Source organism: Alloacidobacterium dinghuense, from assembly GCF_014274465.1.
GTDB lineage: Bacteria > Acidobacteriota > Terriglobia > Terriglobales > Acidobacteriaceae > Alloacidobacterium > Alloacidobacterium dinghuense.
Genome location: NZ_CP060394.1, coordinates 336,932 through 360,740, shown reverse-complemented (window position 1 = coordinate 360,740; position 23,809 = coordinate 336,932). Strand labels below are relative to the sequence as shown.

The following is a 23,809-nucleotide window of genomic DNA, read 5'->3' as shown; positions in this document are numbered from 1 at the left end:
CTGGTTCATGGCGCGATCCCCTCGCGTATCCCTACAACCTCAGATTCCTTCGTTCTGGCTTTGGGGGCGCGGGGCTAAAGCAATCCAGCCGCTCGTGGTATCTCTTGCCCGCGAGATATTGCAATTGCTCTTCAACAACATCTCGCACTTGTGCCGGGTCTCCGGTTGCACGCAAATTCAAAACCACCTCATGTATGGGCGCCGGCGAAGCATCTAAGTCTCCCTCTACAACAGGCTCCTCTCCATTGGCGCATATCGCCGCCTTTAACCATCCGGAGGACGAGTTGCCAAAAATCTTCAAATGCGCAATTGCAATATCCGCGGCCGTAAGTGCGTGATCTAGATGATCCATAAAAGGACCAATTACCGAAGCTGGAGTAAACGGAGTCTCAGGCTCAAAACTGAAGCTAAGATTGAGCCATGCTAAGGATGCCTCCGCTTGTGCATATCGCTCATAGTCAATCTCCAGTGATTTTGCACCTGCTATGAGATCACCAGATAGAATTTCATCCAGCCATGCCTGGACGCCTTGACCGGTCTTTGCACTTACATATCTGGTCTTTATGTTCGAAATGGGAGCTACATCCCTCTGATTTATGTCCGATTTGGTGATACAAACCAGATCGGCTTCCTGTAGCTGCTTCCGAAACAGGAATGCGTTGTCGTTATCGCCATCACTGGTAAACAATACGGCAACTCTCGCTGGATCAACGAGCACAGTCAACGGCGCAATTCTGTAACTGCCGAACTCTTGCAAGAGCGGAGAAAGGACCGTCGCCACGAGGTCAGTGCAACTCCCAACGGGCTCCGCAAAGATGACATCTGGCGAATGCCCGCGTATTTTATCCATCACTCCAATCAATTCAGAAAACTTGCAGCAGAAGCATCCTCCTGTGACTTCTCCGGAGGTAATACCGCGCATTTCTGCATGACGTGTATCTACTAATTCGCTGCCCTGGTCATTCAGAGTGACCGCACTACGAAATCCTTTCCGCGCAAGAAGGTCGGCAGCAGTCAGAATGAGGCTCGTCTTTCCTGCTCCCAGAAAGCCGCCCACGACTACAATCCATGGTCTCTTCACTTGAAGTGGTGCGTTCATATCAGTGCTTCAATTCGCAGTTCGCTACCAGCCGACAGATTCGCTACGTCCTGGAGCGTCACGATCAAATTCTCACCAGATTTCGCTGCATGACTCAGCAATATTTCTCCGCCGTAGTGCACAATTGCTGCTGTTCCCGCCGCTGAGATCTCAAGGGAGCGGCAGCGAAGATTACCTGCGAGAACTTTCAGTCTGAATTGCACAGCACTTGCCTGGCCTTGATAGGAAAATGTGCCCCAACCCGTTCCAGTTGCCCAGAAGCACTTGAATCCGGAATGAGGAAGTCGTGGCGTTGCGACTACCGCTGCTCTCGTACCGTCATAGCTGAATCCGCTGATCGACATGAAGGCCGACCAGGATGACATGGCTCGAGCATAATGATGTCCACACTCGGCTTCGTCCCATGGATTCCGTTTTTCGCCGTCGAAGCGCAGGCGGGCATTCTGCACGATCTCGATCCCCTCATCAGCCATGCCCCACGAAATCATCAATGCCGCAATTGTGTATTCCAGTCCCGTCCACGCCTCGGCATAGTACGGGAACGGAATATGCGGTCGTTCGGCCTTTCCGTAGTCACAGACAACGACTGCCGATTCTTCGTTGAGCGCGTACGTGCGCTCTACATTGTCGTGGTCGGCAAGCGATCGCTTGTGGTTATACCGGTAAATAGATCGCAGGGTTGTGCGTATATTTTCTTGAGATGTCAGCGCTCCCATGCCTCCCACATCAACCAGATACTGCCCGACCAGTTGATCAACCAGACAACCGTTGCCTACCTGATACTCGGGGGCTTCTGTGTTTTCTGAGCCCATGTTACTGGTCAAATTCGGTGCGATCTCCTCCTTTCGGAATCCACGAATCTTCTGGACGTAATATTCGCCATTAAACAAATTCGTGTCGATCCACCGTTGCCCTTCTTCAAACAGACGTTCGTATTCGCTCGCGGAGGAGTTGTCGCCTACAGCTCGCGCCATCTCATCGCATGCATGCAACGCGCCCAGATAATAAATGCCGCACATCGGATTCGGACCGTAAAACTCAACGTCGTATGTGTTGTGTTGGACGCCTTCTAGAACGCCATCGCGATTTGCATCCCATCCGTCCGGCGCCCAGGCAAACTCGAGAGCCTTTTTCACGCGCGGCCAGATGCCACGCAACCATGCGTCGTCTCCGGAAAGCTTCCAGTCGAGCCACGCGTGGATGATCTGACCCATCTGGCCATCCGCCGCCGCAAATCCGGAACGCGCCTTGCCGTCGGGCAACAGTTGTCGAAAATGAATCGCGCCTGCTTCGTCCATGGAATAGCCAAAGGCACTTTTGCGCAGAGACCTTGCAAACGAAGGAAAGAGGAACGTCGTCGCCGTCTCGTAGTTCCACACATGCGCGCAGTTTCCGAAGCAACACCCCAGCTTGTCGTCGCTGCCTTCAAAGCCGTGGAATTCCCCGTCGGCAGTGAGGAAACACGTTGTTGTCCCTAACGTCGAGAGGTTTGCACTGGCCGCATCCTTTATCGCAGCAGGCAGTGTGCTTACGTTGAACGCATTGACAAACATCCGTGTTCGCGATTCCAGGCTATCCAGATTCCTGGCTGCGTAGGTTACAGATTCCCAGGCATCTTTGAAGCGGGTGGCATAGTAATTGCCGATAACCGTCTTCTCTTCTCCCGGAGGCGCCGTCCAACCGCACCACTCTGGCGTGCGGTTCGGAAAATGCCAGCTTAGTATGAATTGAAAACTTGCAGAATGCCCCGGCAGGATCGTGTTCTGCAAACACAGGACTCCAACCGAATCAAAGGGCTCTGGCTGCGCTCCTAAATCTCCTTCTTTCGAAAACTGGTCCCAGAAGAGCAGCGGCGAATTCCACCACCGACCTTTTGGCCATCCGACCCAATGTGAGACCTGGGCGCCGGCACTCGGCATCGCCGCCAATGCGAAACTGCCAGCCATAGGATCGTCAGCCGCCAAACCAGGATTGGACATCAAAAGCCCTACTGCACTCCCCGTTGACCGAAACTCATTGAGGCGCTTGTCATGATTCCTCTCGCTTGTCTTCACGGGATTGTCCAGGGAATATGCAATGCTGACTTTTGCCGCCCCGTGACCAGAATTTGTTACGCGATAGCGCAGAATAGCTACGGGTAATCCTGAATCGTCCGGCTCATGAGGAATGAATGGCGAGAAGGCTTCGAGTTCCACTTGCACCGGCAGTGATCGATCCTGAAAGTCAATGTGAGCCAGAGGATATCCCCCGGTAAAAACCGCAGCTTCAAGACGACTCAGACCGGGAGCGTTTTCTGAGCCCAGCCCGTCCTGTCCCTCATATGGTGGAAGAAGACGCGACTCGAGAACACGGGCAACAGGTTTCTGACTTCCCGCCTGTACCCAAATGGATGCAAACGCGTAGGGCGGGCGAAATCCCTTATTCGGACGATTAAAAATCTCCCAATTGCAAAGCTGTCCGCGTCCGCCTAAGCCAATGCTGCCAGCGGCTACTCCACCCAACGGGAAAGAAATCATTTTGAGCTGGCGACCACGAAACTGCCTCGGGAAATGAATTTCCTCATCCGCCTGCGTAGTTACGGCTCGCCTGCTCTTGGCCTCCTCATCTTGGCTCAGCTCTTGTCCGGGCCACTGTCCGATTTGGGTTGACGCGCCGACGGCGCCAGCCGCGTGCCGCAGAAATTCCCGCCGATCCAGCTTCGACTTATCTGTCATTCGTTGATCGCTTTAGAAGTGGATTTCGCCACACAGGTGAACCTTCACTCCCATCTCATGAAACATCGCGGACTTGACCGCGAGAGCCTTGCTCGCCACAGCAACATTTGGCGCGTAGGCGATGCTCACATGGTTCGCCCGATGCCGCGCCATGAAGGCGTCTCGCGTAATGCCATGAAAAATAGCGCTGACCAGCGGCCATTGACTAGTGGTGCTTCTCCATCGGCGAGCCGTCTCCTCAGCAGGCAACTCCACCACCGAACCTCTGCCAATATCAACGTGAAGAGATCCCCCTTCGACAAACACCCGGCTCCAGACAATTTCCCCAGCCTTGCCGATGCCTTTCAGCGTGCCCCCGCCCAGCGGAAAATACATGGGTGGCTGACGTTCGCTCGATGCTCCTTTATATCCACCAACAAAATGGCTTGCAGGAGCCGCCCCTGATATCTGCAGCACCCAGACGAAATCATCAATGCCATTGCCCGTGAAGTGCTCACCCCAGCGAACATCATGGAGTGTCGTAGCCGGATCAAGCTGAAGCGCATTCCAGCACAAATTCGTCACCAGTGCGTCGAGCCCCGCTCCCTCGTCCACTTCATTGAAATGCGGTACCGGCTGCCCCGGATAAAGTTCCTTGCCCGGCTGCACATCATAAACAGGCGGACGCTCTACATTGTTCAGCAGCCCTTCCACCAGGTCTGAAGCAGGCGCCATGTCCTTCAACCCCTGCTGGTATTGAATGCCAATCGCATCGCAGCCGAACTCATGCGCGATGCGAACTGCGGCGATATACATTTTGCACTGCTCGAGGATCTGCTTGTCCGTAAGATCACTCGTCTCGTCAGGACCGGTAACAAATCGCAGTCCTCTTTTGTCCAGCCAATGCCGGATGTCGGCCGCTTCCTCGTCTTGAACAGTACGCATCCGCGCCACAAGCGCCGACTGGCTGAGACGCTCTTTGAAAACTCCGGTTGGGTTCAACAACTCGTCATCAATGATCGCGTTGTACATACCCATGCAGCCTTCATCAAACACTCCTAAAATCGCCTTTCGTCTCTTCAGTGAAGCTGCCAGATCTGTCCCGAGATTTTTCGCGTCAGATGGAAGTTGCCCGGCATCGAGATCGCGTACATGGCTAGTATCGTGAACAACCTCTTTATCCCTGATCCACGCTCGCAATCCGTTGAGAAAGAACTTGTCTTTGAAGTCTTCGCTCCAGAGGGAGCTGAACTTTACTCCGGCTTTCACCAGTGAACCGTTGAGATTCAACAATCCAACTAAGCCCGGCCACTTCCCCGACCAGTTAGCAATTGTAAGAATCGGTCCACGATGACTGCGTAATCCAGGCAACACATGATGCGTATACTGCCAGGCGGCCGTGGCGAATATCAGATTCGCCTTCGGATCAATGTCAGCAAAAATATCCATGCCCATTCGCTGGCTGGAAATGAATCCGTGTCCTTTGAGGAGATCGACAGGAAAAGCACGCTTTACGCGCACCCCTTCCTGCTCGAGACTTCGCGTCAGTTCGCGTTCCATCTCTTCTTGTGCAGGCCAACAAGCCAGATTTGCGGACTGCCGCAGGTCGCCGCTCGTAATGAGCACCACTTCTTTGATTATGTCCTTCGTTACAGCCATCGAACCTCCCTTTTGGGCATCCATTGAATGGAGCGCTTGCCAGCGCAGTCCAGCATAACCCGTCACAGTCCAACCGCTAAGTGACGACTTCAACGCAACGTTAAGCCTATCCACACTCTCCACGTCGGGCCGTTACGATCTTTGAACGTTAATCAATACAATCCCGCTGAGTTACTTGACAATTTTGTGATGGGAGAGCTAGCATCCTCGCCGGTAAACATTTACCACTTAAGGAAGTGTCTTGGTATCAACGAGGATCGTAAGAAGCGATCCGAGTAAAGGGATTTTCTGTGAAGAAGCACGGAAATCCTAAACGAAGCTGAAAGACTCAGAAAACGTTTCCGTCACACTGTAATTGACCGCTTTTCGAACGGGCCTGCATTGCCTCGTTACAGATACTTAGCAGTAGACGAGGCACATAAATAGTCTTGCGACGACTGACTTGAATATTAGGAGGTTAAGATGCTTCGTTCTCGATTCATATTGGCGAGTGTCGTTATCCTCGCCCTGACACTTGCGCCACGCAGTTGGGCGCAGGAAAACGCAACCATAACCGGAACAGTACTGGATCCCAGCGGTGCCGTTGTTCCGAATGCCGCCATTTCGCTTACCAATCCTGCAACTGGCCAGGTAAGGCAAACCGTATCCAACAACGATGGTATTTATCTGTTTGCCAACGTAGGCGTTGGCAATTTCACACTGAGCGCATCAGCGGGCGGCTTTGTGAATTACACCAGGACCGGCATCTCAGTGAACACCGGCCAGACTCTGAAAGAAGATGTCAAGCTTACGATTGGCGCTGCCGGCCAAACGATCACTGTCCAGGCAGACGCACTGCAGATTCAAACGGAAACCAACGAACTCAGCAACCTCATCAGTGGTCAGCAGGTCACGCAGTTGGCAACCAACGGTCGCAACGTGACCGCGCTTGCAGCCTTGGGCATGGGCAAATCGAATAATTTGCCGTTGTTTAGCGGCGTGAATGCTCTCACCTCCGCTAACGGTATCAGCTTCAATGGAACCCGCGTAACCCACAACATCTACATGCTGGATGGAGGCGAACTGAACGACCGCGGCTGCGGCGGCTGCTTCAGTTCCCTGCCCTCGATGGACGCACTCGCGGAATTTCAAACGCTCGACAGCAATTATGGCCCTGATTACGGCATCGGCTCTGGCGGGACCATCCTGATGGTTCTCAAACAGGGCACCCACGACTTCCATGGCGCAGTCTGGTACTTCAACCGGAATGAGGACTACGACGCCAACAACTACTTCATTAACTTCGCCGGCAAACCGCGGCCCGAGTTCCGTCTAAATGAACCCGGCTTCAACATCGGCGGCCCCGTGTGGATTCCCCACGTCTATAACGAAGGAAAAACCAAAACATTCTTCTTTGTGAATGAAGAGTGGCGAAGACTCATTCAAGGAAGTTCGCCCAACGTTGTGAACGATATTGCTGCGGCGAATTTCCCGACTGCAGGACAGTCATTGGCATATCAAGTTCCGGCTAACGGAAAGATTCCGATCGTCCCCGTCACTACTGATCCAGCCAAGCAGGCCCTATACACGCAGGATGGTTTGACTCCTGGCCAGCCATTCCCGAACAACACCATTCCTGCCAACCTGATGGATCCCAACGCACTCCTCGAGTTGAATGCGGGCACATTCCCAAAGCCAAACCTCGGAACCAATCAATACATCTCGTCGATTCCCCAGCCTACCGACGTTCGTGAAGACGTCGTGCGCATCGACCACAACTTCAGTTCGAAGTTCCAGTTCAGTGGCCATTACCTGCACGATGCAGTTACCCAGACGTACTACCCACCGCTGTGGGGTGACAGCACGTACCCAACCGTGGGCACAGCCATGCTCAACCCCTCGTGGTCCTCGAGTTTGAAACTCACGCAGACCTATACCCCGTCGCTGCTGAATGAGACCTCGTTCCTCTTCAGTGGCAACACCATCAATCTTGATCCTGTTGGCATTTCAGCGCAGCCATCCGGATGGTCGGCGAGCAGCTTCTTCCCATTGGCAAACAATGTCGGAAGTCGTATGCCAGAGATCGACCTGCAAGCTCCATACAGCGTCAACTGGAGTTCCAGCTACTACCCATGGAAAAATTCGTACTTTGGTTATGAACCTCGGGACGACGTGTCGTGGACGCATGGAAAGCATCAGTTCAAGTTCGGATTTAGTTGGTTGCACGCCGTTAAGAATCAGCAACTGCAGGCCAATACGCAGGGCACGGCAGTGTTCAACAACAGCAGTTTTGCCCAGGATTCGTATGTCAACTTCCTGCTGGGCGATGCCGCTAGCTTTACTCAGCTGCAGTTTCTTGCCGGCAAGCACTGGGTGAACAATAACTATGGCTTTTACGCTAACGACAACTGGAAAATCATTCCGCGTTTGACTCTCAACATCGGACTTCGCTTCGATGGACTACCGCACGCCTTCGAACGATTCGACCAATTCGCGAATTTCGTTCCCGCGGATTACGACACGACCCAAGGGTATCCGCTCAATCCAGACGGAACCCTGAACCCCGCTTCACTCACGAGCTTTAACAACCAGCCGTTCTACCTCAATGGCATCCGCGAGGCCGGAGTGAATGGTTTCCCCCGCGGAAACGTTCAGAATCGGTACGACACCTGGCAGCCGAGAGTCGGTTTTGCCTACGATGTCACCGGAGACGGAAAGACTGTACTCAGGGGCGGATTTGGCATGTTCTTTGAGCGTGTCCAGGGCAACGATGTATACAACGCAGCCTTGAATCCACCCTTTGCCTATCAGCCTTCCGCCAACAATGTTTACTTCTCCAACCCAAATAGCAGCGCTCTGACTGGAAGCACAACATCTCAAACATTTCCATCGACTCTTACCAACCTCAAGTATCAGTACTCGCCTCCGGGAACTGCAATGTATAGCCTCGGAGTACAACGGCAGGTAGCACCATCGATAGTCGCCGTCTTGCAATATGTTGGTTCGTTGGGTTGGGACCAGAACGACGATCGACAGATTAATACCCTGCCATTAACCGATCCCGCGGTGGGTTATGCCAAACGGCAGGCAGTCGCCACCAACACTGCCAATGTTGCTCTTGGCATTCAACCAAACGCCAACCTGTACCGAATTTTCCCCGGCTTCAGCGGCGTCCAGCAGGAGGAGAATGAAACCAATTTCAACTACAACTCACTCCAGGCAGGTTTGCGTATAGAGAACCGGCACGGATGGACAGTGCAGTTCTCCTACACCTGGTCACACGAGCTCGACGAGGTGAGCAACGATCTAAATCAACTTACAAACCCCTTCAATGCGCATTACGACTATGGGTCTGGCGCCTTCGATCGACGCAACATCTTCAACGCTAGCTACATCTACAATCTTCCCTGGTTCCTGCACAGCTCAAACACGGCTGAGCGCACGATCCTCGGAGGATGGGTGTTCTCTGGAATTACATTCGCGCAATCGGGGCTACCCCAGCCGATCAACTACACAGGGCCTGATTCACTTGGACTAGGTGGCAACGGCGCTACGAACCGTGAGAACCAGGTAACAGGTGTGTCCTACCCCAAGAAGCAGACTGCCTGGTTTAGCACAAGCTCCTTCGCAAATCCAGTCGCCCCGTGGAATGGTGGCACAAATCAAGGGTTCGGGAACTCGGGAAAAGATGCGGTTATCCTGCCCGGACTCTTCAACTTCAACATGTCGCTGTTCAAGAACATTCCGCTTACTTCAAACGAAGCCGGACCAAAACTTGAATTGCGGTTCGAATCCTACAATACGTTCAATCACACCCAGTTCCAGGGGATTGACGCGAACTCGTCGGATGGGAACTTCGGGCAAGTCACCTCGTCCTACGACGCTCGGCGCCTGCAACTTGGGGCGAAATTCTTCTTCTAGAAAATCTATCAAGCGGCTAGAAGGGGGAGTTTATTCAGGCAGAAAAGGGGTGCTCCGACTAAGCGGGGAGCGCCCTTTTTCTTGGAGATAATTTTGCCCCCAAAATCCTTGTCAAGTACCTTCCTGGTTACTACCTGTCATAACTAATGAATCTAAATAACTTAATAGGAAGCCAGAATTGGCGTACTATTTCGCCTAAGTTGGTATCCTAGATATAAGGGCATTAAAAGAGGACTGAAGCAATACCAGCTTTTGGAACAATCCCCCGCTAAGTGATTGAAAACACCAGAACCGACCTAACCCTAGCAGAATCAGCAGCATAGCGGGGGATGATCCCCCGCTATCTCATTGAAAAATAAAGACGCGAGATGCGGGGGAGGGGGAGGGGGCCGCCGCCTGGGTAGGCGTTGTTTCAGCGCTGATCCAACGACAGCACCTGAATTGAATATGCCGGCATGGTGTGATGTAGAGTGCTGCCCACATTCGGCAGCGTGCTTTCAACCGGAACAATATTGTTAGGCTGATCGATCGTGTTGGTAGCTTGCGTGTCGTGCGCTTCTAAACTCACCAGTTTTCCGGTGCTCGCGAGATTTGCGCCTGAGAACTTGATGTCGACTGTCTGCGATTTTGAAGACGCGTTCACCAGCTTCAGATAAAGCCGCTTGTCCTTCGAGTCCCGCGTGATCGAGTAGAACAGTTTCGGCCCTCCATTTTCCAGACTGGATGCAAGTGTCTCGTCGCCGACGTAATCTGCAAACATCACCTGCGCGTAATAGCTGGGCGAACCGTAGCTGCGCATCGCGTCATAGCCGATAAGATCCGTTTCCCATTGCATACCGCCGGGATTCACGTTCACGAACAACGGCGCATACGCGGCCATCACAATAATGTCGCTGTTCCGCTCCATCCCCGTCATCCATGCGGCGTCACCCAGTGCCGCACCAAAGTTCGGTGTCGGGGAACCTTCACGCGTCGCCCACTCACCCACAAAGATCTTGGGCCCGGTGCGATCTGTCTTGTCGTAGTGCGTTGTGTCATTGAAGAATTCTGTTGCGCGCCTGTAGTAGTGATCATCGACTACATCAGGGCGAATACTTTTCACAGGCGTTGTCGCGATCAGCTGTAAATCAGGGTATTTCGCCTTAATCACCTTATAGAACTGCGCATAGCGCCCATCGTAACTACCGGAGCGATCGAAGAAATCCTCGTTACCGATTTCGACATAGTTCAGCTGGAACGGTTCCGGGTGTCCATTCTTCGCGCGAACCGCACCCCACTTCGTGTCCGTCCCACCGACGACGTACTCAATCTCATCCAGAGCGTCTTGAACATAAGGATCAAGATCTGTTCCCGGATTCACATGCTCCTGCGCCATCGAGTATCCCGCATAGACTGCAAGCACCGGCTGCATCTTCAGGTCTTCACACCATTCCAGGAACTCAAGCAGGCCAAGACCATCCGATGAATGATAGCGCCATGGGCTGGGATGCGTCGGCCTATCAACGAGCGGTCCGATGGTCTTCTTCCACTCATAGCGCTCGGGTATGTGATCGCCTTCGAGATAGTTGCCGCCAGGGAAACGCAGAAAGGCGGGATGCATGGCCCCTAGCTTCTCCATCAGGTCAATGCGATTGCCGTTGACTCGGTCACGGTAAGTAGGAGGAAACAGCGAAACGAGGCTTAGCCAAAGTGCGCCGGGATGTGCAACTGTGAGCACCAGGTGATTTGCAGCTGACGGCTCAATCGCTGCAGTCTTTAGGGTGAAGGTGTATTGCTTCCAGTCTGTGGTGACCCCCGAAATCGTAGTCGTGGCGAGAACCTTTCCACTCTGATTAGCGATGAGGCCGATCGTCACGGGCCCAACAACTGTCGAGTCTTCCTTGGCATAGAAAGAGCCTTGATAGGTGGTATTGGGACGCAGCGGCATTCCCCAGTAACCTTCGTTGAGAACGCCGGCCGGATTTGACTCATCAGCTCTGGCAACATCAAGGCGAAGGCTGTGTGGAAGCGCTTCGCTTGGCCCCGTGCCCTGGTCGATGCTCATTCTTGCTTGCGCAGAACCATCTTCAACAAGGATCCAGTTCGGAACGTTCGACCTGTTAGGCCGGAAGGTCCGGTTGCGAACCATCTCCGCATAGAGGCCGCCATCATAGGAGAAGTTGATCTCTTCCGTCATCAGCCCATATAGCGTCGGGCTCACCTTCGACACAGGCTTATCGACCTGAATTGTCAGGATGGCGGGCGCCTCTCCAGTTTGTGCACACACTACTGCCGATACGACGAGGCAGATCGTCGGGACTATGAATTTGGCAAACGTTTTCCTTGACATTTAGTCACCTTTCAGGGAACGTGGCGCTGCCAGTATACAGCCGTTCCTCTTTCTAGAATTTCACCCATTGAGTAAACATTTTCAGGACAATGTTGTGATCTTAAGCAGGCTATCTGTGTTCTCTTTTAGAAGAGCTCGCGCGCCATCCGGTTCGGAAGCGTTTGGGACTAGCTTGTCAACTCTCACGAGCTGAGAAGTGCGACCACCTCTATCATTCAGCTCACAGACGATCGGCCCTTGAGCATTCCCTGCTGTAGACGTAAAGGCAATGATCGCTCTCGCGCCCGAACAGCCCATATCTCCATGCCAAGGTTGCAACGATCATCAAAGATAATTGCGCAAGCCTGCAATCGATGCAGATCCTTTCATGAGGACTGTAGCGGTTAGAATGAGAATTTACGCCCCATCCCAATTATTGAGAAAGCACAAAGTAAACATGCATCGTTGGTCGAAATTGTTCATTCCTACACTTCGGGAGGCTCCGGCAGATGCCGAAGTCGCCAGCCACAAGTTCCTTGTCCGCTCCGGATACATCCGGCAGCTTGGTGCTGGAATCTATTCCTACTTGTTTCTCGGACAGCGCTCGATCAACAAGATCATCGGCGTCGTACGCGCAGAAATGGACAAGATTGGCCAGGAGTTTCTCCTGCCCGCCATTCACCCCTCTACCATTTGGGAAGAAAGCGGCCGCTGGACGGCGATTGGGCAGAATATGTTCCGCCTGCAGGACCGCAAGGGCGCATGGCTTAGCCTCGGCTTCACGCACGAAGAGGTCATGACCGACATCGCCCGGAAGGAACTGCGCAGCTACAAACAACTTCCGCAAATTTGGTATCAAATTCAGACCAAGTTTCGTGATGAGCCACGTCCGAAATCAGGGCTGTTGCGTGTCCGGCAATTCATCATGAAAGATAGCTACTCCTTTGATCTGGACGCGGCTGGTCTCGATAAGAGCTTTGACCTGCACGATCAGGTGTATCGCGCCATCTTCACGCGCTGCGGACTGAATTTTGTTGCCGTCGAAGCCGATTCCGGCGCTATGGGCGGCTCGCAGTCGCAGGAATTCATGGTCTATACCGATGCAGGCGAGGACATCATCGTTAGCTGCCCCAAATGCCACTACGCTGCCAACCTTGAAAAGGCAGTTTCGCAGCTCTCGCCTGTCACTGAGCTTGATGCAACTGGGGACGGCATGCCGGAATTGGTTACAACTCCGGGTATCGCAGCAGTTGCTGATGTCGCGAAGTTCTTCAATATCTCTGAAGCGCAGGACATCAAGTGCGTCGCCTATATGGCAGAAACAAAGAAAGCCAGGGGCGAATCAGTCTGGAGCCCGGTGGTTGTCTTTCTGCGCGGCGATCACCAGGTCAACGAAACAAAGCTGCTTGGTCTGATTAAAGCATCCGACTTGAGGCCGATGCAGCCAGAAGAACTCGACCGCTACATCCACGGTCCGGCAGGCTTCCTCGGACCAATCGGTCTGGTTCCCGCTAAGGCCATCGGTGAAGAGGGCGTCATAGTCATCCTTGACCACGCTCTCGAAGGGCGCCAGAACATGGTCTGCGGCGCCAACAAGCTCGACTATCACTATCGAAACGTGACGCCTCAACGCGATTTCAAATGGACGATTGCCGCGGACGTGCGCAGTGTGGTTGAGGGCGAAAGTTGCCCGCAATGCTGCTCTCCGCTGAAGGTGGCAAAAGCAGTTGAGATCGGCCATATCTTCAAGTTGGGCTATAAGTACTCTGAGAGCATGGGTGCACGTGTCCTTGACCCGAACGGTAAGGAGGTAACTCCGATCATGGGTAGCTATGGCATCGGCATCGAGCGCATTTTGACGTCGGCCATTGAACAGAGCAACGATGCCAACGGCTTCTGGCTTCCGCGTTCGATTGCTCCATTTGAGGTTGTGGTGACGATTACGAACGTGTCGGATTCCGCACTGTTAACCGTCGGCGAACAGATTGCCGCAGATCTGGAAGGGGCTGGATTCGACGTCCTCCTCGACGACCGCGAGGAGCGCGCCGGAGTCAAATTCAAGGACGCCGATCTGATCGGAATTCCTTACCGCATCAACGTTGGCAAAAAAACTGCCGAAGGCAAAGTCGAGATCGTAACGCGCGCCACCTCTTCCAGCGCTGACGTTGCCATCTCTGACGTGGCGACGACGCTACAGAAAGCGGTCTAATCCAATCGGAGCGTTCCGCACCCGGGAACGCTCCACCTTAGAATCTTCCCTAGAGCATTTGCATGCGGACAAATCTCCAGGGAGTAATGTATCGTTTTTAAGAGGTCAGACCACTTTGGGGGAGCGAACCATATGCAACAGCCGCGCCGCGATTTTCTGAAATACACCACAATTGGAGCGGCGGGGGCGCTCGCCCCTATGAGCCTCGTTGCGCAGTCTGCCTCAGGCCAGCCCCACGGCAGTATTTATGACGTGCGCTCTTTCGGTGCTACCGGCGACGGCAAGACCATCGACTCGCCCGCGATCAATCGGGCTATTGATGCAGCAGCCAATGCAGGCGGCGGCACGGTACTCTTCCCCACCGGCACTTACAATTCATTCTCCATCCGTCTGAAAAGCAACATTGCCCTCCAAATCATGCAAGGCGCGACCATCCTTGCAGCCGAAACTCCAACCGACCGCAGCGACGGGTACGACCCCGCTGAGTCGAATGCTCCCTGGGAAGATTACCAGGACTACGGCCACAACCATTGGCACAACAGCCTGATCTGGGGAGAAAATCTGCACGATGTATCCATCTTTGGCCCGGGTCTTATCTGGGGCAAAGGCCTGAGCCGTGGCTCACGCGAAGAACCGCGCGCCGAGGAACCACGTATCGGCAACAAGGCGCTCGCACTCAAGAGCTGCCGCAACGTCACGCTCGCTAACTTCTCCATTCTGAAAGGTGGTCACTTCGGCGTCCTCGCTACAGGCGTAGATAACCTGATCATCGACAATCTAAAAATCGATACCGATCGCGATGGCATCGATATCGACTGCTGCAAGAACGTTCGCGTCTCGAATTGCGCCGTCAATTCGCCGTGGGACGACGGCATCTGCCCGAAGAGTTCGTTTGCTCTGGGTTACGCCCGCGCGACGGAGAATGTAACCATCACGAATTGCTACTTGAGCGGCAGCTACGAGCTCGGAACGCTGCTTGACGGCACTTTCAAGAAGTTCCCGCCGGACTTTCACGTGCCTCGAACAGGAAGAATCAAATTCGGCACCGAATCGAATGGCGGATTCAAGAACATTACTGTTTCAAACTGCGTTTTCGAAGGCTGCAATGGCATTGCGCTTGAAAGTGAAGATGGCGCGCTGCTGGAAGACATAGCATTCACCAACATCACCATGCGCGATATCTCTGAAGCGCCCATCTTTATTCGTCTTGGCAGCCGGATGCGAGGCCCGAAGGGCGTTCCCATCGGCAATTGCCGCCGAATCATCCTCAGCAATATCGTCAGCTACAACGCGGTTTCGAAATACGCGGCGATCATCAGTGGAATCCCCGACCATCCAATCACCGATTTGAAGATCAGCAATGTTTACCTGCATCATCAAGGTGGCGGAACGGCGGAGATGGCAGCGCTTCAACCCGCCGAAAATGAAGTCGGCTACCCTGACCCGCACATGTTCGGCCCGATGCCCGCACACGGATTCTATATTCGTCACGTAAACAATATCGAGCTTACAAACGTTGAGATTGCCTACGATTCGCCGGATACGCGTCCCGCCTTTGTGCTCGATACGGTTACAGATGCCGATCTTTTCCGCATCAAGCTTCCTGGCGACAATCATTCCCCTTTTCGCCTGCGCAAGGTGGCAAGCTTCCGTCTCTTTGGCTGTCCAAAGATAAAAGACAAAGAAATTTCGACCGCCGAATCGGCAGAATTCTAAGATAGGCGCAATCTGCGATCACACAAGCTGCGTAATCGCAATTGTTCGCGCGTCTTCTTTAGCCCGAAGATATTGCAAAACAACCCAGCTCCCTGCGGCCAAGGCGGCATCTGTAAGCAAACTAGCTATGGCTGCTCCTCGCCATGACCAGCGTGGAATCAGCGCGACATTGAGAAGCAGATTCATTCCTGCGGCTCCCAGTTGAGTGGCTGTTCGATACCATTGTGACGCGGATCCAGTGATAGTCGTCCCCCATGCGTAGTGTAGCCCGCGAATCAGCGGCAGCAGGCACAGCCATCGCAACGCCTCCACCGAGCCCCGAAACGATCTCCCAAATACAAGGGGTAAAAATGAAGAGCCTGCGAAGAGCAACAGAGCCATGACGACACCATACGGAATCGTCCGGCGCAACAATCGCCCGGCAAGCGCAGATGCATTACACACTCTGCGCCCGCCCTCGCGGAAAAAGCGCGGCGTGGCCGCTGTATAGATGGCGTAAATTGGAACGCTGGCAACATCAATAATTCTGTAGGCCGCGGCGTATATCCCCGCTGCCTGCAGCTGACCCATGCTTGCTAACAAAGTCTTATCGATGTCGTTATAAACAGAAATCGAAGAACTGGACAGCGAAAAGCTCAAACCATCCGTTAGATCGCACATTTGGATACGTGCGAAGGCAGGCCATCCCAAAGACCTTGTAACCCAGCTGAAAGAGACGATGGCTGTTGCGAGTGAGGAAAGCCAATAAATCCGCGTCCACAAGAGCGCATCAGCATGACAATGCGTAACCAACACCAGAAGAAACAGCCCCAAAGCGGACACCGCACGGGTGATATTCGAAAGCGCTGTTAATCTCGCAGTATGTGTCAACATGCCTGCCCCTTGAAAGGCGCGGCTTGAAAGTTGCCAGATCTTTCCGAACAAAGCGTCAGACAGCGCAATATAGGGAATCAGCCGTTGCAATTCTGGTTTAAGAGTGAAATGACCGATTGCTATAGCCAAAATGAGAAGCACTGCAAATCCGCAGGCACTAATTAGCAGAGCGCTGCCCCATGTGGTCGAGAATGACTCGCGCACCCGGCTGATATTGCGCACGAGAATCATTTCCATTCCTAAGCTGCTAAATTGACTGAGAACATTGACGAGAGCGACAACACCGACAAATGCTCCGTAATCATGGCTTCCGAGCGTTCGGCCGATCAGGATGAAATATGCAGCCTGAAAAACTAGAGACACTCCATGGCCTGCAATCATCCATAGCGTATTCCTCTGCAAGCTGGCCGACTCAGGCATGCCCCCTCGCAATCACCTCTTCGTACTTGTTCTCGAGCAAGTGCGTCTGCGCCGCCAGGTCAAAGTGAAGTCCAGCGTAGTATTTTCCTGCGTCACTTATTTGTTGCCAGATCCGATCGTCCTCCATAAAGCGAATGATTTCCTGAGATAAACCGGAAACATCACCCGCCCTCGGCAGAGAGTTTCGCCGATCCGCTGGCAGGGCTTCTGTAACGCCTTCCGTAGCGAATGCGACCACAGGCAAGCCTTCAGCTTGGGCCTCGCAGAGCACCGTTGGCAGACCTTCGCAATCACCGCTACTTGCTGGAACGCTCGGGGCTACCAGCACACTGGCTCGTCGCATCCACTGCCGCACAATTGCATGCGATTGATGACCGAGAAAAACGATATTGCTTGAATGCAATGCAGCCTCGTGCTCCAATGCTCTCCGCAAGGGCCCATCTCCAACGATGGCGAGCCGGGCTTCAGGGATGGCTTTCTGCACGCCACTCATCGCGCGGATCAAATGAATACACCCTTTCTTTTCAACCAGCCTGCCAACAAAAAGCGCTAATCTTGGATCGCGCTTTTCCTCTCGCTGTTTCTTGCTACAAAGTTCCACGCCGATCCGGTGGACCCAGAGCTTCTGTTGGGGAAAGCCGCGAACAAGTGCACGCCGACGAACGCTCTCGGAAACGCAGACAAACAATGTTGCATACTCCCACAGCTCTTCTTTGCGCCGTAAATACGTTCTGGTCGTTGGCCAGACCTTCAGAAATTCGTCGGTACACGAGACGTCATATCCATGTAAGGTCACGATGAGTGGAACTCTCAGCTCCTTCGCGACAGGCAACACAGCGCATGCATCGATAGCAAAGTGCGCATGTACGACTTGAGAATTTTGTTTCGCTACTACAGCGGTGAGTTTCTGGCTTCGTCCCGTTCTCAGGAAGATTCTGCGCTTAGCTTTTTCATGCCATGCCTCGGACCTGCACAAGGTAATGACCGGGTGCGTAGTCAAATCCAGACCGCCACGTACCCGCTCAAGGCCTGCAAACAAGGGTTGAAATCTTCGAAGCGCGCGTGCCTGCGAAAGGACAAAGGTCTCAGACGGTGGGAGAAGTTCGTTGCGGTAGACGAGTACTCTTCTCGATTGCATTAAGTGCCTCGTGATTGAACTCGGGTAATTTTTTGTTTGAGTCGTAAGAATGGGCTCTCCCAGAAGTGATAGGACAGCATAGCCAGCAGAACTGTTACGCAGAAAGCCAACGCCTTGTTGAGTATCAGACTGAGCGCAGAGTGTTGAGACGTCCAAGCCGCAAAAGAAGGTACAGAATTGGTTGAATGCTTTTGTACCTCATCGACAATTAAGAATGCTGTTTCATGAAAGACGTACAATCCGAAAGAAATCTTGCCGAGGTAGATTACCCATGCAGGGACACGCCGTCTTGGCGCACCCAACGCCGCGAGCAATAGCAATATGCATCCGGATGCGACAAGCTCATAACCTAGGCAGAATTGCAAGCAAGAGGCTTGCACTCCCGGCCGTTTGATTCCGGTCGCGTACGCTGCGAGCAACCACAACCCGACACCTGCGCATCCCGATGCGCACCGAGCCATATGGCCGATTTTAGGTGTACCTCCGTTCAAGGCAAGCGCAAGCAGCGCACCCCAGGCAAAGAATTGAAACTGAGTAAAGCTGTTCAGCCATACTGTATTGTGTGCATACATCGAGTCAACGGATATAACGCATATGGTCAATATTGAAACTGGAACGACCCCGATAGACGCGCTGGTAAGCCATCGCACGCCACCGAACCTGGCCAGTAGAGGCCACGCTAGGTAGAACTGCTCTTCTACTGAAATGCTCCAGAGAGAGCGCAGAGGCGTTTGTATCCAGGGATGAAGCGCAATGTACCAGTTTCCCGCTAAGAAGAAGTACGCAAGGACTCGGCCTGACTCCATGCGCATTGCATGAAAGTACCGTCCACCCAGGAAATAAACAATGGTAATACCAAAATACAGCGGCCAGATGCGAAGCATGCGCCTCAGGTAAAAGGCACCCACTTCAATACTTCCATGCGCCTTCTGCTCACGGCGCAGAAGCTCAGTGATAAGAAAGGCACTGAGCATGAAGAAGAGGCAGACTCCAAAGTTCCCCGCATCTTTGATTGCAGCTAATACGTGAATCAGGCTATTGCTGTTTGTCGTTGAAGTTCCTGCCACAGTATCGTTCGAAATGCTATGACAGAGATAAACCGCGAAGAACGCGAAGAAACGGAGAACATCCAGTTCAGGACGGTAAAAACGGCCGGTTACTTCCGCTGAGCACATGTCAGCGTCCGCGTAAACGATCTGCGTCGTCACCATGCCGATCTAGATCATGGCGTGCGTAGGCACGCAGCCAACTTCGCGGGCCCAAGGGCGAATCGCCGCCGCTCCATGTGTTCACGTGCCAGGATTTCTAGATTGGCCAACACACTAACGTACAAGACCCAGAAGAGGCCATTGAATGTGAGCAGTGTATTTTCGTCCAAGTCATACACGCCCACCAAGAGGAGCACAAAGATCATCCAAAATGAACTTCTCATACTCTCTGACTGCAGAATTGGCCAGAGCTTGCGCCAAGCACGCAAGTAGCTCAAGAGAAACAGCAGTAGGCCGACAGCGCCGAGTTCGAGCCAGATTTGGAGAAAGCCATTGTGCGCATGGAAGACCACGAAACGCAATGCGAGAATGACGTTGTATGACTCGCCCTTCATGCCCTGCCAGAATGCAGCGAAGCCATAGCCCAACATCGGATGCTTAAGGATTGCTGCCCACACCTGTTGCCAGATCGCCGTTCGCCCACTCAGAGTCGCGTCTCGCCCTAGTAAGTCAGTAAGCACCGGGAAATACATCCACGCAGCGATAGCTGAAGTTGCCACAACGAACGCTGCAACAAGCAAGGCAAGCGCACGACTCCATGGCTGGAAGCGTTCCAGGAGACGCAATAGGCCGTAGCCAAACAGCAAGCCCCCCTCAATCATCCAGGCTGCACGAGATCCACTCATCACGAGCACAAATGAGAACAGCAGAAAGTAAACAAGACGCCTGACATTTACGCGGCCAATAGAAAGCAGCGCCGCCGAACTAAATACCATCGCACGTCCACAGGCATTCTTCTGCGTGAAGACTCCCTGCCAATTGCCGAAATGTCCTCTGGATGCTTCCATTCCAATCGATGGCACAAATAACGCCAGACAGATCGTTACAAGAGCCAATACGGCCATTGTGCTCACCAAAATCGATAGCTGCTGCCCAGTCTGAAATCTTGATGCAAAGTACAGGGCAAACAAGGTAGCCAGCGCAAACGGAATGGACCGCCGAAGAGTTGTCAAAGCATCTTGGGACCACAGTGTTGAGCAGACAGCAAAAGCCGCAATGAAGACTGCCCACTGCAAGGAGAACGCAAAACGTCGCAGACGGCGCAGATGCAAAAGCAAAAGAACGCAAATTCCACCATTCACCAGAATCTGCGCTCCGATGCCAACAATCTTGCTTAGACCAGTAGCCGCCGTATTGGTCATCTCGTTTGCTTCGTTTGGAGCTATACCAGGAATTGCTCCCTGGATCGCAAAGAACGCGAGAATACAGGCGGATATGACGCTTTCAATTTCAACTTGTCGTAGCCATAGTGCGGCCCGGGTCTCGTATTTTTTATCGTGCTGCATAAATGGCTGCCGAACTCGTTGAAGACAAAATACTGGATGTACCCAGAACCACATTTCTTGCCATACTGAAGGGAATGTAAAGCACGTCATCCGCTTCGAGTTGGAGGTCCGGCTTCTTCCCCCGCTCCATATCGCGCAAAGAGATGGTGCTCTCCTGATAGCTCCCACTCACCTTACGAATCAATCTGGTCGCACCTTCGTTCGCCGTCCGGTTTGCCCCCGACGCCAAGGCAATGGCCTGCAACACAGTCAATCCCGCGTCATCCTGCATGACATATCCACCGGGGCGAGCAACATCACCAAGCACGTATACGATTCCAGCTTTGGGCACAAGCACCGTGTCCCCTGGAAAGACGACCGTTTCAGCCTGAAGACTGGCAACTGCATCGTTCGGCAGAAACACAACGCTCTTAACGTTTTGCTCCGCGCGCTTGATCGTGATATGCCTGTCCGCTGCTTCCGTTAAACCTCCAGCCATTGCGAGCACGTCGAGCAAGCCACGTCCGGTAGTTACAGTAAATGCCCCGGGCTTATTTACTTGACCAAGAACCGTTATGCTCTGCGTGGCATATTCTTCGATAACAACTGAAGTTTCCGCGTGATTGAGATAGTGTTCTTGCTTATAGATCTCCCCAATGGATCGAGCTGCATCTGAGGGTGTAAGCCCTGCTACTTTGAGTGGTCCAGCAAGTTCTAAGTCGATTTCTCCCGAATCCTTTACGCGCACTTTTTGTTCCAAGTCCGGTTCACGAAAGATGGTGATATGCAATAGGTCGCCGCGACCTATCAATAGGCTTTCGCGGATATTCCCTGTAGAAGTGCCTGTTTGTCCATCTGCAACCCTGGACTGTCCAAGCTCAAAGCTAATCAGAAGGCAAACCAGAATTAGGCCCCCCGCGCTATTCCGGAGCTGCATTTGTCACTCCTTCAGCGTTATATGTACGGCTGCGGTAGCCATAATATTCGTAGAAGTCGGAAGATCGTCCCGGTACAGCATTGAGGACGGTGCCCAACATAACGTGCTCTGGCAATTGCCTACTAAGAATCTGATGGCTCCGGTGGATCGCCTTTTTCTCCGTAGCTCCGTATCGAGCTACGAGCAACACTGCATCACAGAGCTGCTCCAGAACAATCGCATCAGTAACTGGAAGAGCCGGCGGTCCGTCCATCACTACGAAGTCATACTCCGTCCTCCATCGCGCCACCAAAGTACGCATCCTTCGCGATGCCAGCAACTCTGCTGGAAAGGGAGGAACCGTACCGCCACACAGGACATAGAGATTCGGCACTTTGTCGCTCGGTAGCGACTGAGGGTGAATATGATCGCTTGATAAGGCTTCACTGAGACCGTTTTGTACCTGCAATCCCATTCGGGCATGCAGCACTGGACGCCGCAAATCAGCGTCCACTAAAAGAACGCGTACGCCCTGCTGGGCCAGCACGGTTGCCAAATTGAGTGACACCGTGCTTTTTCCCTCGCCTGCATTGGAGCTCGTCACGAGTACTACTTGTGGAGCCTTACTGCTGCGCGACAACATAAGTGACGTTCGTAGGGAGCGCAATGCTTCGACAAAGGGACTGCTAATGTAAGTCGATGACACAATTTGGAATGTCTGCGGATCGCTGGACGGCTTTGAGTATAAGAGCGCGCTTGTTTGACAAGGATTGCGGGATAATGTTCGACCCTTTCGTATCTCCGGAATCAGTCCTAACAGCGGGTTTCCAGTTAATCGCTCCAGTTCTTCAAGTGATCTAACCTTGGTGTCGCTAAGATCTCGAAGAAATGCCGCTCCGGCACCGAAGATAAAACCACCGACGATGGCGGCTGCGTAATAGAGCAAAACATTCGGGCTTTTCGGCCGATTCGGAGGGGGCACACGCGCGGGATTTACTACTGTAATGTTGGTGGATCGCAATCCCTCAAGTACTCCCGCCTGTTTCAGCTTTGCCAGCAGCCCTTCATAAACGTCACGACTTTCATCAGCCTCCTGCTTTGCGAGACCATAGGCAATCGCCTTGTCATTCAAGGCATTGACGACCTTCTTCTGTCCCTCAAATGCGTCGCGCGCCGAAGTTTCAGCTCGTGAAGCAATCTCATAGTCCGTTCGAGCCCGCTCGCCGATGCGGTGCACCTCATCCTGTATTTCCTTCTCGATTCCATTCAGCTCTGCCTGTACTTCTGCGATACGCGGATAAGCACTGCCATATCTGATCTTGTCCTCGTCCAGTTCTGCTTTTGCCGTCGCCTCCTGAGTTCGCAAGTTCTGGATCAGGCTCAATGAATTCGCCATCGACGCAACAGCACCAACGCTGGCGTTCCCGCTAAGTCCTGAGATCAACTCGGGGTCGCCGCTACGGGCAGCGCGATAGACCGCCTCCTTCAAGATACGATTCGACTCCGCTGCGGCCAAGGCTTCGTTTAGGCTTTCGAGCCGCGCCAAGACTACATTGTGTGACTCGTCGTCCCCAAACATACCCGTGTCACGCTGAAGAGTGATCGCCTTAGCCTGCAAATCCTCTGTCTGTTTCCGTAAATCGTCCAACTGTGTCGTGAGCCAATTCGACGCCTGCGCTGTGGCTGTGAAGCGCGCTTGAAACGAGTAATCCATAAGGGCGCTGGTCAGATGATTCACCACCTCGGCGGCGAGGCGTGGATCAGGACTCGAATAGCTGACATTGATTAGCCGTGTGCCCGTCACCGTCTCCACCTTCAGATGACTCGCAAATATTTTGAGAACCACATAGCGCCGGTTCGGCGCATGATCGAGAGGTACGGCCAACGGTTCGACCGGCCTCTTCCAGAAGAAGAGCCACGGTGGAAGTAGCCGCTCATGCCGTGTTTTCGAGGGCGGATAGAAGTCTTCGGTCGTTTCGAGATGAAGATCCTGAATTACGCGGAGTGCCAGCGACTCGGAGTTTAGGATGTTCGCTTCTGTCTGCAACGTTATGTTGTAGTCCAGTGCATCAGAAGCGGAGTCAGCAGCATCACCCATCACGCTGCCCTCAAGCCCGAAGGCCCCCGAACTATCCTTTTGTATCTGAATCTGACCGGTTGCCTCGTAGCGGCGTGTTGCAAACAGGCAATACAACGTGGTCGCCGCCAAGAACACAGCAAAGATGCATAAAAAAATCGCCCAGCGCTTTTTGAGTACTGCCGTCGCTCCTCCCAATGTCATCTCGTCTTCGCGGATGGCACGAAGATCAGGAACTTGCGCAATCCTCACAGGGGCAACGGCCATA

Annotated in this window: 13 protein-coding genes; 3 read left to right on the top strand and 10 right to left on the bottom strand. The window is 53.3% G+C overall.

Annotated features, from left to right (window positions below):
- Positions 1 to 31: 31 nt before the first annotated feature.
- The 3 genes from H7849_RS01440 to H7849_RS01430 are packed head-to-tail and all read right to left on the bottom strand — an operon-like array spanning position 32 to position 5,451.
- Positions 32 to 1,099, bottom strand: coding sequence for a GTP-binding protein (locus H7849_RS01440; RefSeq protein WP_186743663.1), 1,068 nt, complete (start codon positions 1,097 to 1,099; stop codon positions 32 to 34).
- On the bottom strand, positions 1,096 to 3,813 hold the full coding sequence (locus tag H7849_RS01435) for a GH116 family glycosyl-hydrolase (RefSeq protein ID WP_186743662.1): 2,718 nt from the start codon (positions 3,811 to 3,813) through the stop codon (positions 1,096 to 1,098). Before H7849_RS01435 ends, H7849_RS01440 begins: the two co-directional genes overlap by 4 nt.
- A gap of 12 nt (positions 3,814 to 3,825) precedes the next feature.
- Complete coding sequence (locus H7849_RS01430; RefSeq protein WP_186743661.1) at positions 3,826 to 5,451, bottom strand: fucose isomerase; 1,626 nt, start codon at positions 5,449 to 5,451, stop codon at positions 3,826 to 3,828.
- Positions 5,452 to 5,913: 462 nt separating this feature from the next.
- Here H7849_RS01430 and H7849_RS01425 point away from each other — a divergent pair, with 462 nt between their 5' ends.
- The gene (locus H7849_RS01425; protein WP_186743660.1) at positions 5,914 to 9,351 is read left to right on the top strand and encodes a TonB-dependent receptor; all 3,438 of its coding nucleotides are present in this window, start codon (positions 5,914 to 5,916) and stop codon (positions 9,349 to 9,351) included.
- A 412-nt stretch (positions 9,352 to 9,763) separates the two neighbouring features.
- On the opposite strand, the gene H7849_RS01420 is transcribed toward H7849_RS01425, so the two are convergent.
- Positions 9,764 to 11,680 carry an alpha-L-arabinofuranosidase C-terminal domain-containing protein gene (locus H7849_RS01420; RefSeq protein ID WP_186743659.1) on the bottom strand — a complete coding sequence of 639 codons (1,917 nt, stop codon included), beginning with the start codon at positions 11,678 to 11,680 and terminating at the stop codon, positions 9,764 to 9,766.
- 436 nt (positions 11,681 to 12,116) lie between these two features.
- Here H7849_RS01420 and H7849_RS01415 point away from each other — a divergent pair, with 436 nt between their 5' ends.
- A complete protein-coding gene (locus H7849_RS01415) occupies positions 12,117 to 13,868 on the top strand; it encodes a proline--tRNA ligase (protein WP_186743658.1) in 1,752 nt (583 codons plus the stop codon).
- 132 nt (positions 13,869 to 14,000) lie between these two features.
- Positions 14,001 to 15,584 (top strand): rhamnogalacturonidase, encoded by a 1,584-nt coding sequence (locus H7849_RS01410; RefSeq protein WP_186743657.1) that lies wholly within the window; start codon positions 14,001 to 14,003, stop codon positions 15,582 to 15,584.
- A gap of 18 nt (positions 15,585 to 15,602) precedes the next feature.
- On the opposite strand, the gene H7849_RS01405 is transcribed toward H7849_RS01410, so the two are convergent.
- The 6 genes from H7849_RS01405 to H7849_RS01380 form a co-directional block, all read right to left on the bottom strand.
- Positions 15,603 to 16,877, bottom strand: coding sequence for an oligosaccharide flippase family protein (locus tag H7849_RS01405; protein WP_285288921.1), 1,275 nt, complete (start codon positions 16,875 to 16,877; stop codon positions 15,603 to 15,605).
- Positions 16,870 to 18,015 (bottom strand): glycosyltransferase, encoded by a 1,146-nt coding sequence (locus tag H7849_RS01400; protein ID WP_186743655.1) that lies wholly within the window; start codon positions 18,013 to 18,015, stop codon positions 16,870 to 16,872. The genes H7849_RS01405 and H7849_RS01400 overlap by 8 nt, the downstream gene beginning before the upstream one ends.
- A complete protein-coding gene (locus H7849_RS01395; protein WP_186743654.1) occupies positions 18,015 to 19,226 on the bottom strand; it encodes an acyltransferase family protein in 1,212 nt (403 codons plus the stop codon). The genes H7849_RS01400 and H7849_RS01395 overlap by 1 nt, the downstream gene beginning before the upstream one ends.
- An 11-nt stretch (positions 19,227 to 19,237) precedes the next feature.
- Complete coding sequence (locus tag H7849_RS01390) at positions 19,238 to 20,425, bottom strand: O-antigen ligase family protein (protein ID WP_186743653.1); 1,188 nt, start codon at positions 20,423 to 20,425, stop codon at positions 19,238 to 19,240.
- Between the two features lie 130 nt (positions 20,426 to 20,555).
- Positions 20,556 to 21,485: an SLBB domain-containing protein gene (locus H7849_RS01385; protein ID WP_186743652.1), complete on the bottom strand. Its 930-nt coding sequence runs from the start codon at positions 21,483 to 21,485 to the stop codon at positions 20,556 to 20,558.
- The gene (locus H7849_RS01380) at positions 21,469 to 23,808 is read right to left on the bottom strand and encodes a GumC family protein (RefSeq protein WP_186743651.1); all 2,340 of its coding nucleotides are present in this window, start codon (positions 23,806 to 23,808) and stop codon (positions 21,469 to 21,471) included. Before H7849_RS01380 ends, H7849_RS01385 begins: the two co-directional genes overlap by 17 nt.
- Position 23,809: the final 1 nt, after the last annotated feature.

Bases quoted from the DNA above. Each gene is read 5' to 3' on its own strand.
- H7849_RS01440 (WP_186743663.1), bottom strand. From the start codon at position 1,099: ATGAACGCACCACTTCAAGTGAAGAGACCATGGATTGTAGTCGTGGGC.
- H7849_RS01435 (WP_186743662.1), bottom strand. From the start codon at position 3,813: ATGACAGATAAGTCGAAGCTGGATCGGCGGGAATTTCTGCGGCACGCG.
- H7849_RS01430 (WP_186743661.1), bottom strand. From the start codon at position 5,451: ATGGCTGTAACGAAGGACATAATCAAAGAAGTGGTGCTCATTACGAGC.
- H7849_RS01425 (WP_186743660.1), top strand. From the start codon at position 5,914: ATGCTTCGTTCTCGATTCATATTGGCGAGTGTCGTTATCCTCGCCCTG.
- H7849_RS01420 (WP_186743659.1), bottom strand. From the start codon at position 11,680: ATGTCAAGGAAAACGTTTGCCAAATTCATAGTCCCGACGATCTGCCTC.
- H7849_RS01415 (WP_186743658.1), top strand. From the start codon at position 12,117: ATGCATCGTTGGTCGAAATTGTTCATTCCTACACTTCGGGAGGCTCCG.
- H7849_RS01410 (WP_186743657.1), top strand. From the start codon at position 14,001: ATGCAACAGCCGCGCCGCGATTTTCTGAAATACACCACAATTGGAGCG.
- H7849_RS01405 (WP_285288921.1), bottom strand. From the start codon at position 16,877: ATGCCTGAGTCGGCCAGCTTGCAGAGGAATACGCTATGGATGATTGCA.
- H7849_RS01400 (WP_186743655.1), bottom strand. From the start codon at position 18,015: ATGCAATCGAGAAGAGTACTCGTCTACCGCAACGAACTTCTCCCACCG.
- H7849_RS01395 (WP_186743654.1), bottom strand. From the start codon at position 19,226: ATGGTGACGACGCAGATCGTTTACGCGGACGCTGACATGTGCTCAGCG.
- H7849_RS01390 (WP_186743653.1), bottom strand. From the start codon at position 20,425: ATGACCAATACGGCGGCTACTGGTCTAAGCAAGATTGTTGGCATCGGA.
- H7849_RS01385 (WP_186743652.1), bottom strand. From the start codon at position 21,485: ATGCAGCTCCGGAATAGCGCGGGGGGCCTAATTCTGGTTTGCCTTCTG.
- H7849_RS01380 (WP_186743651.1), bottom strand. From the start codon at position 23,808: ATGGCCGTTGCCCCTGTGAGGATTGCGCAAGTTCCTGATCTTCGTGCC.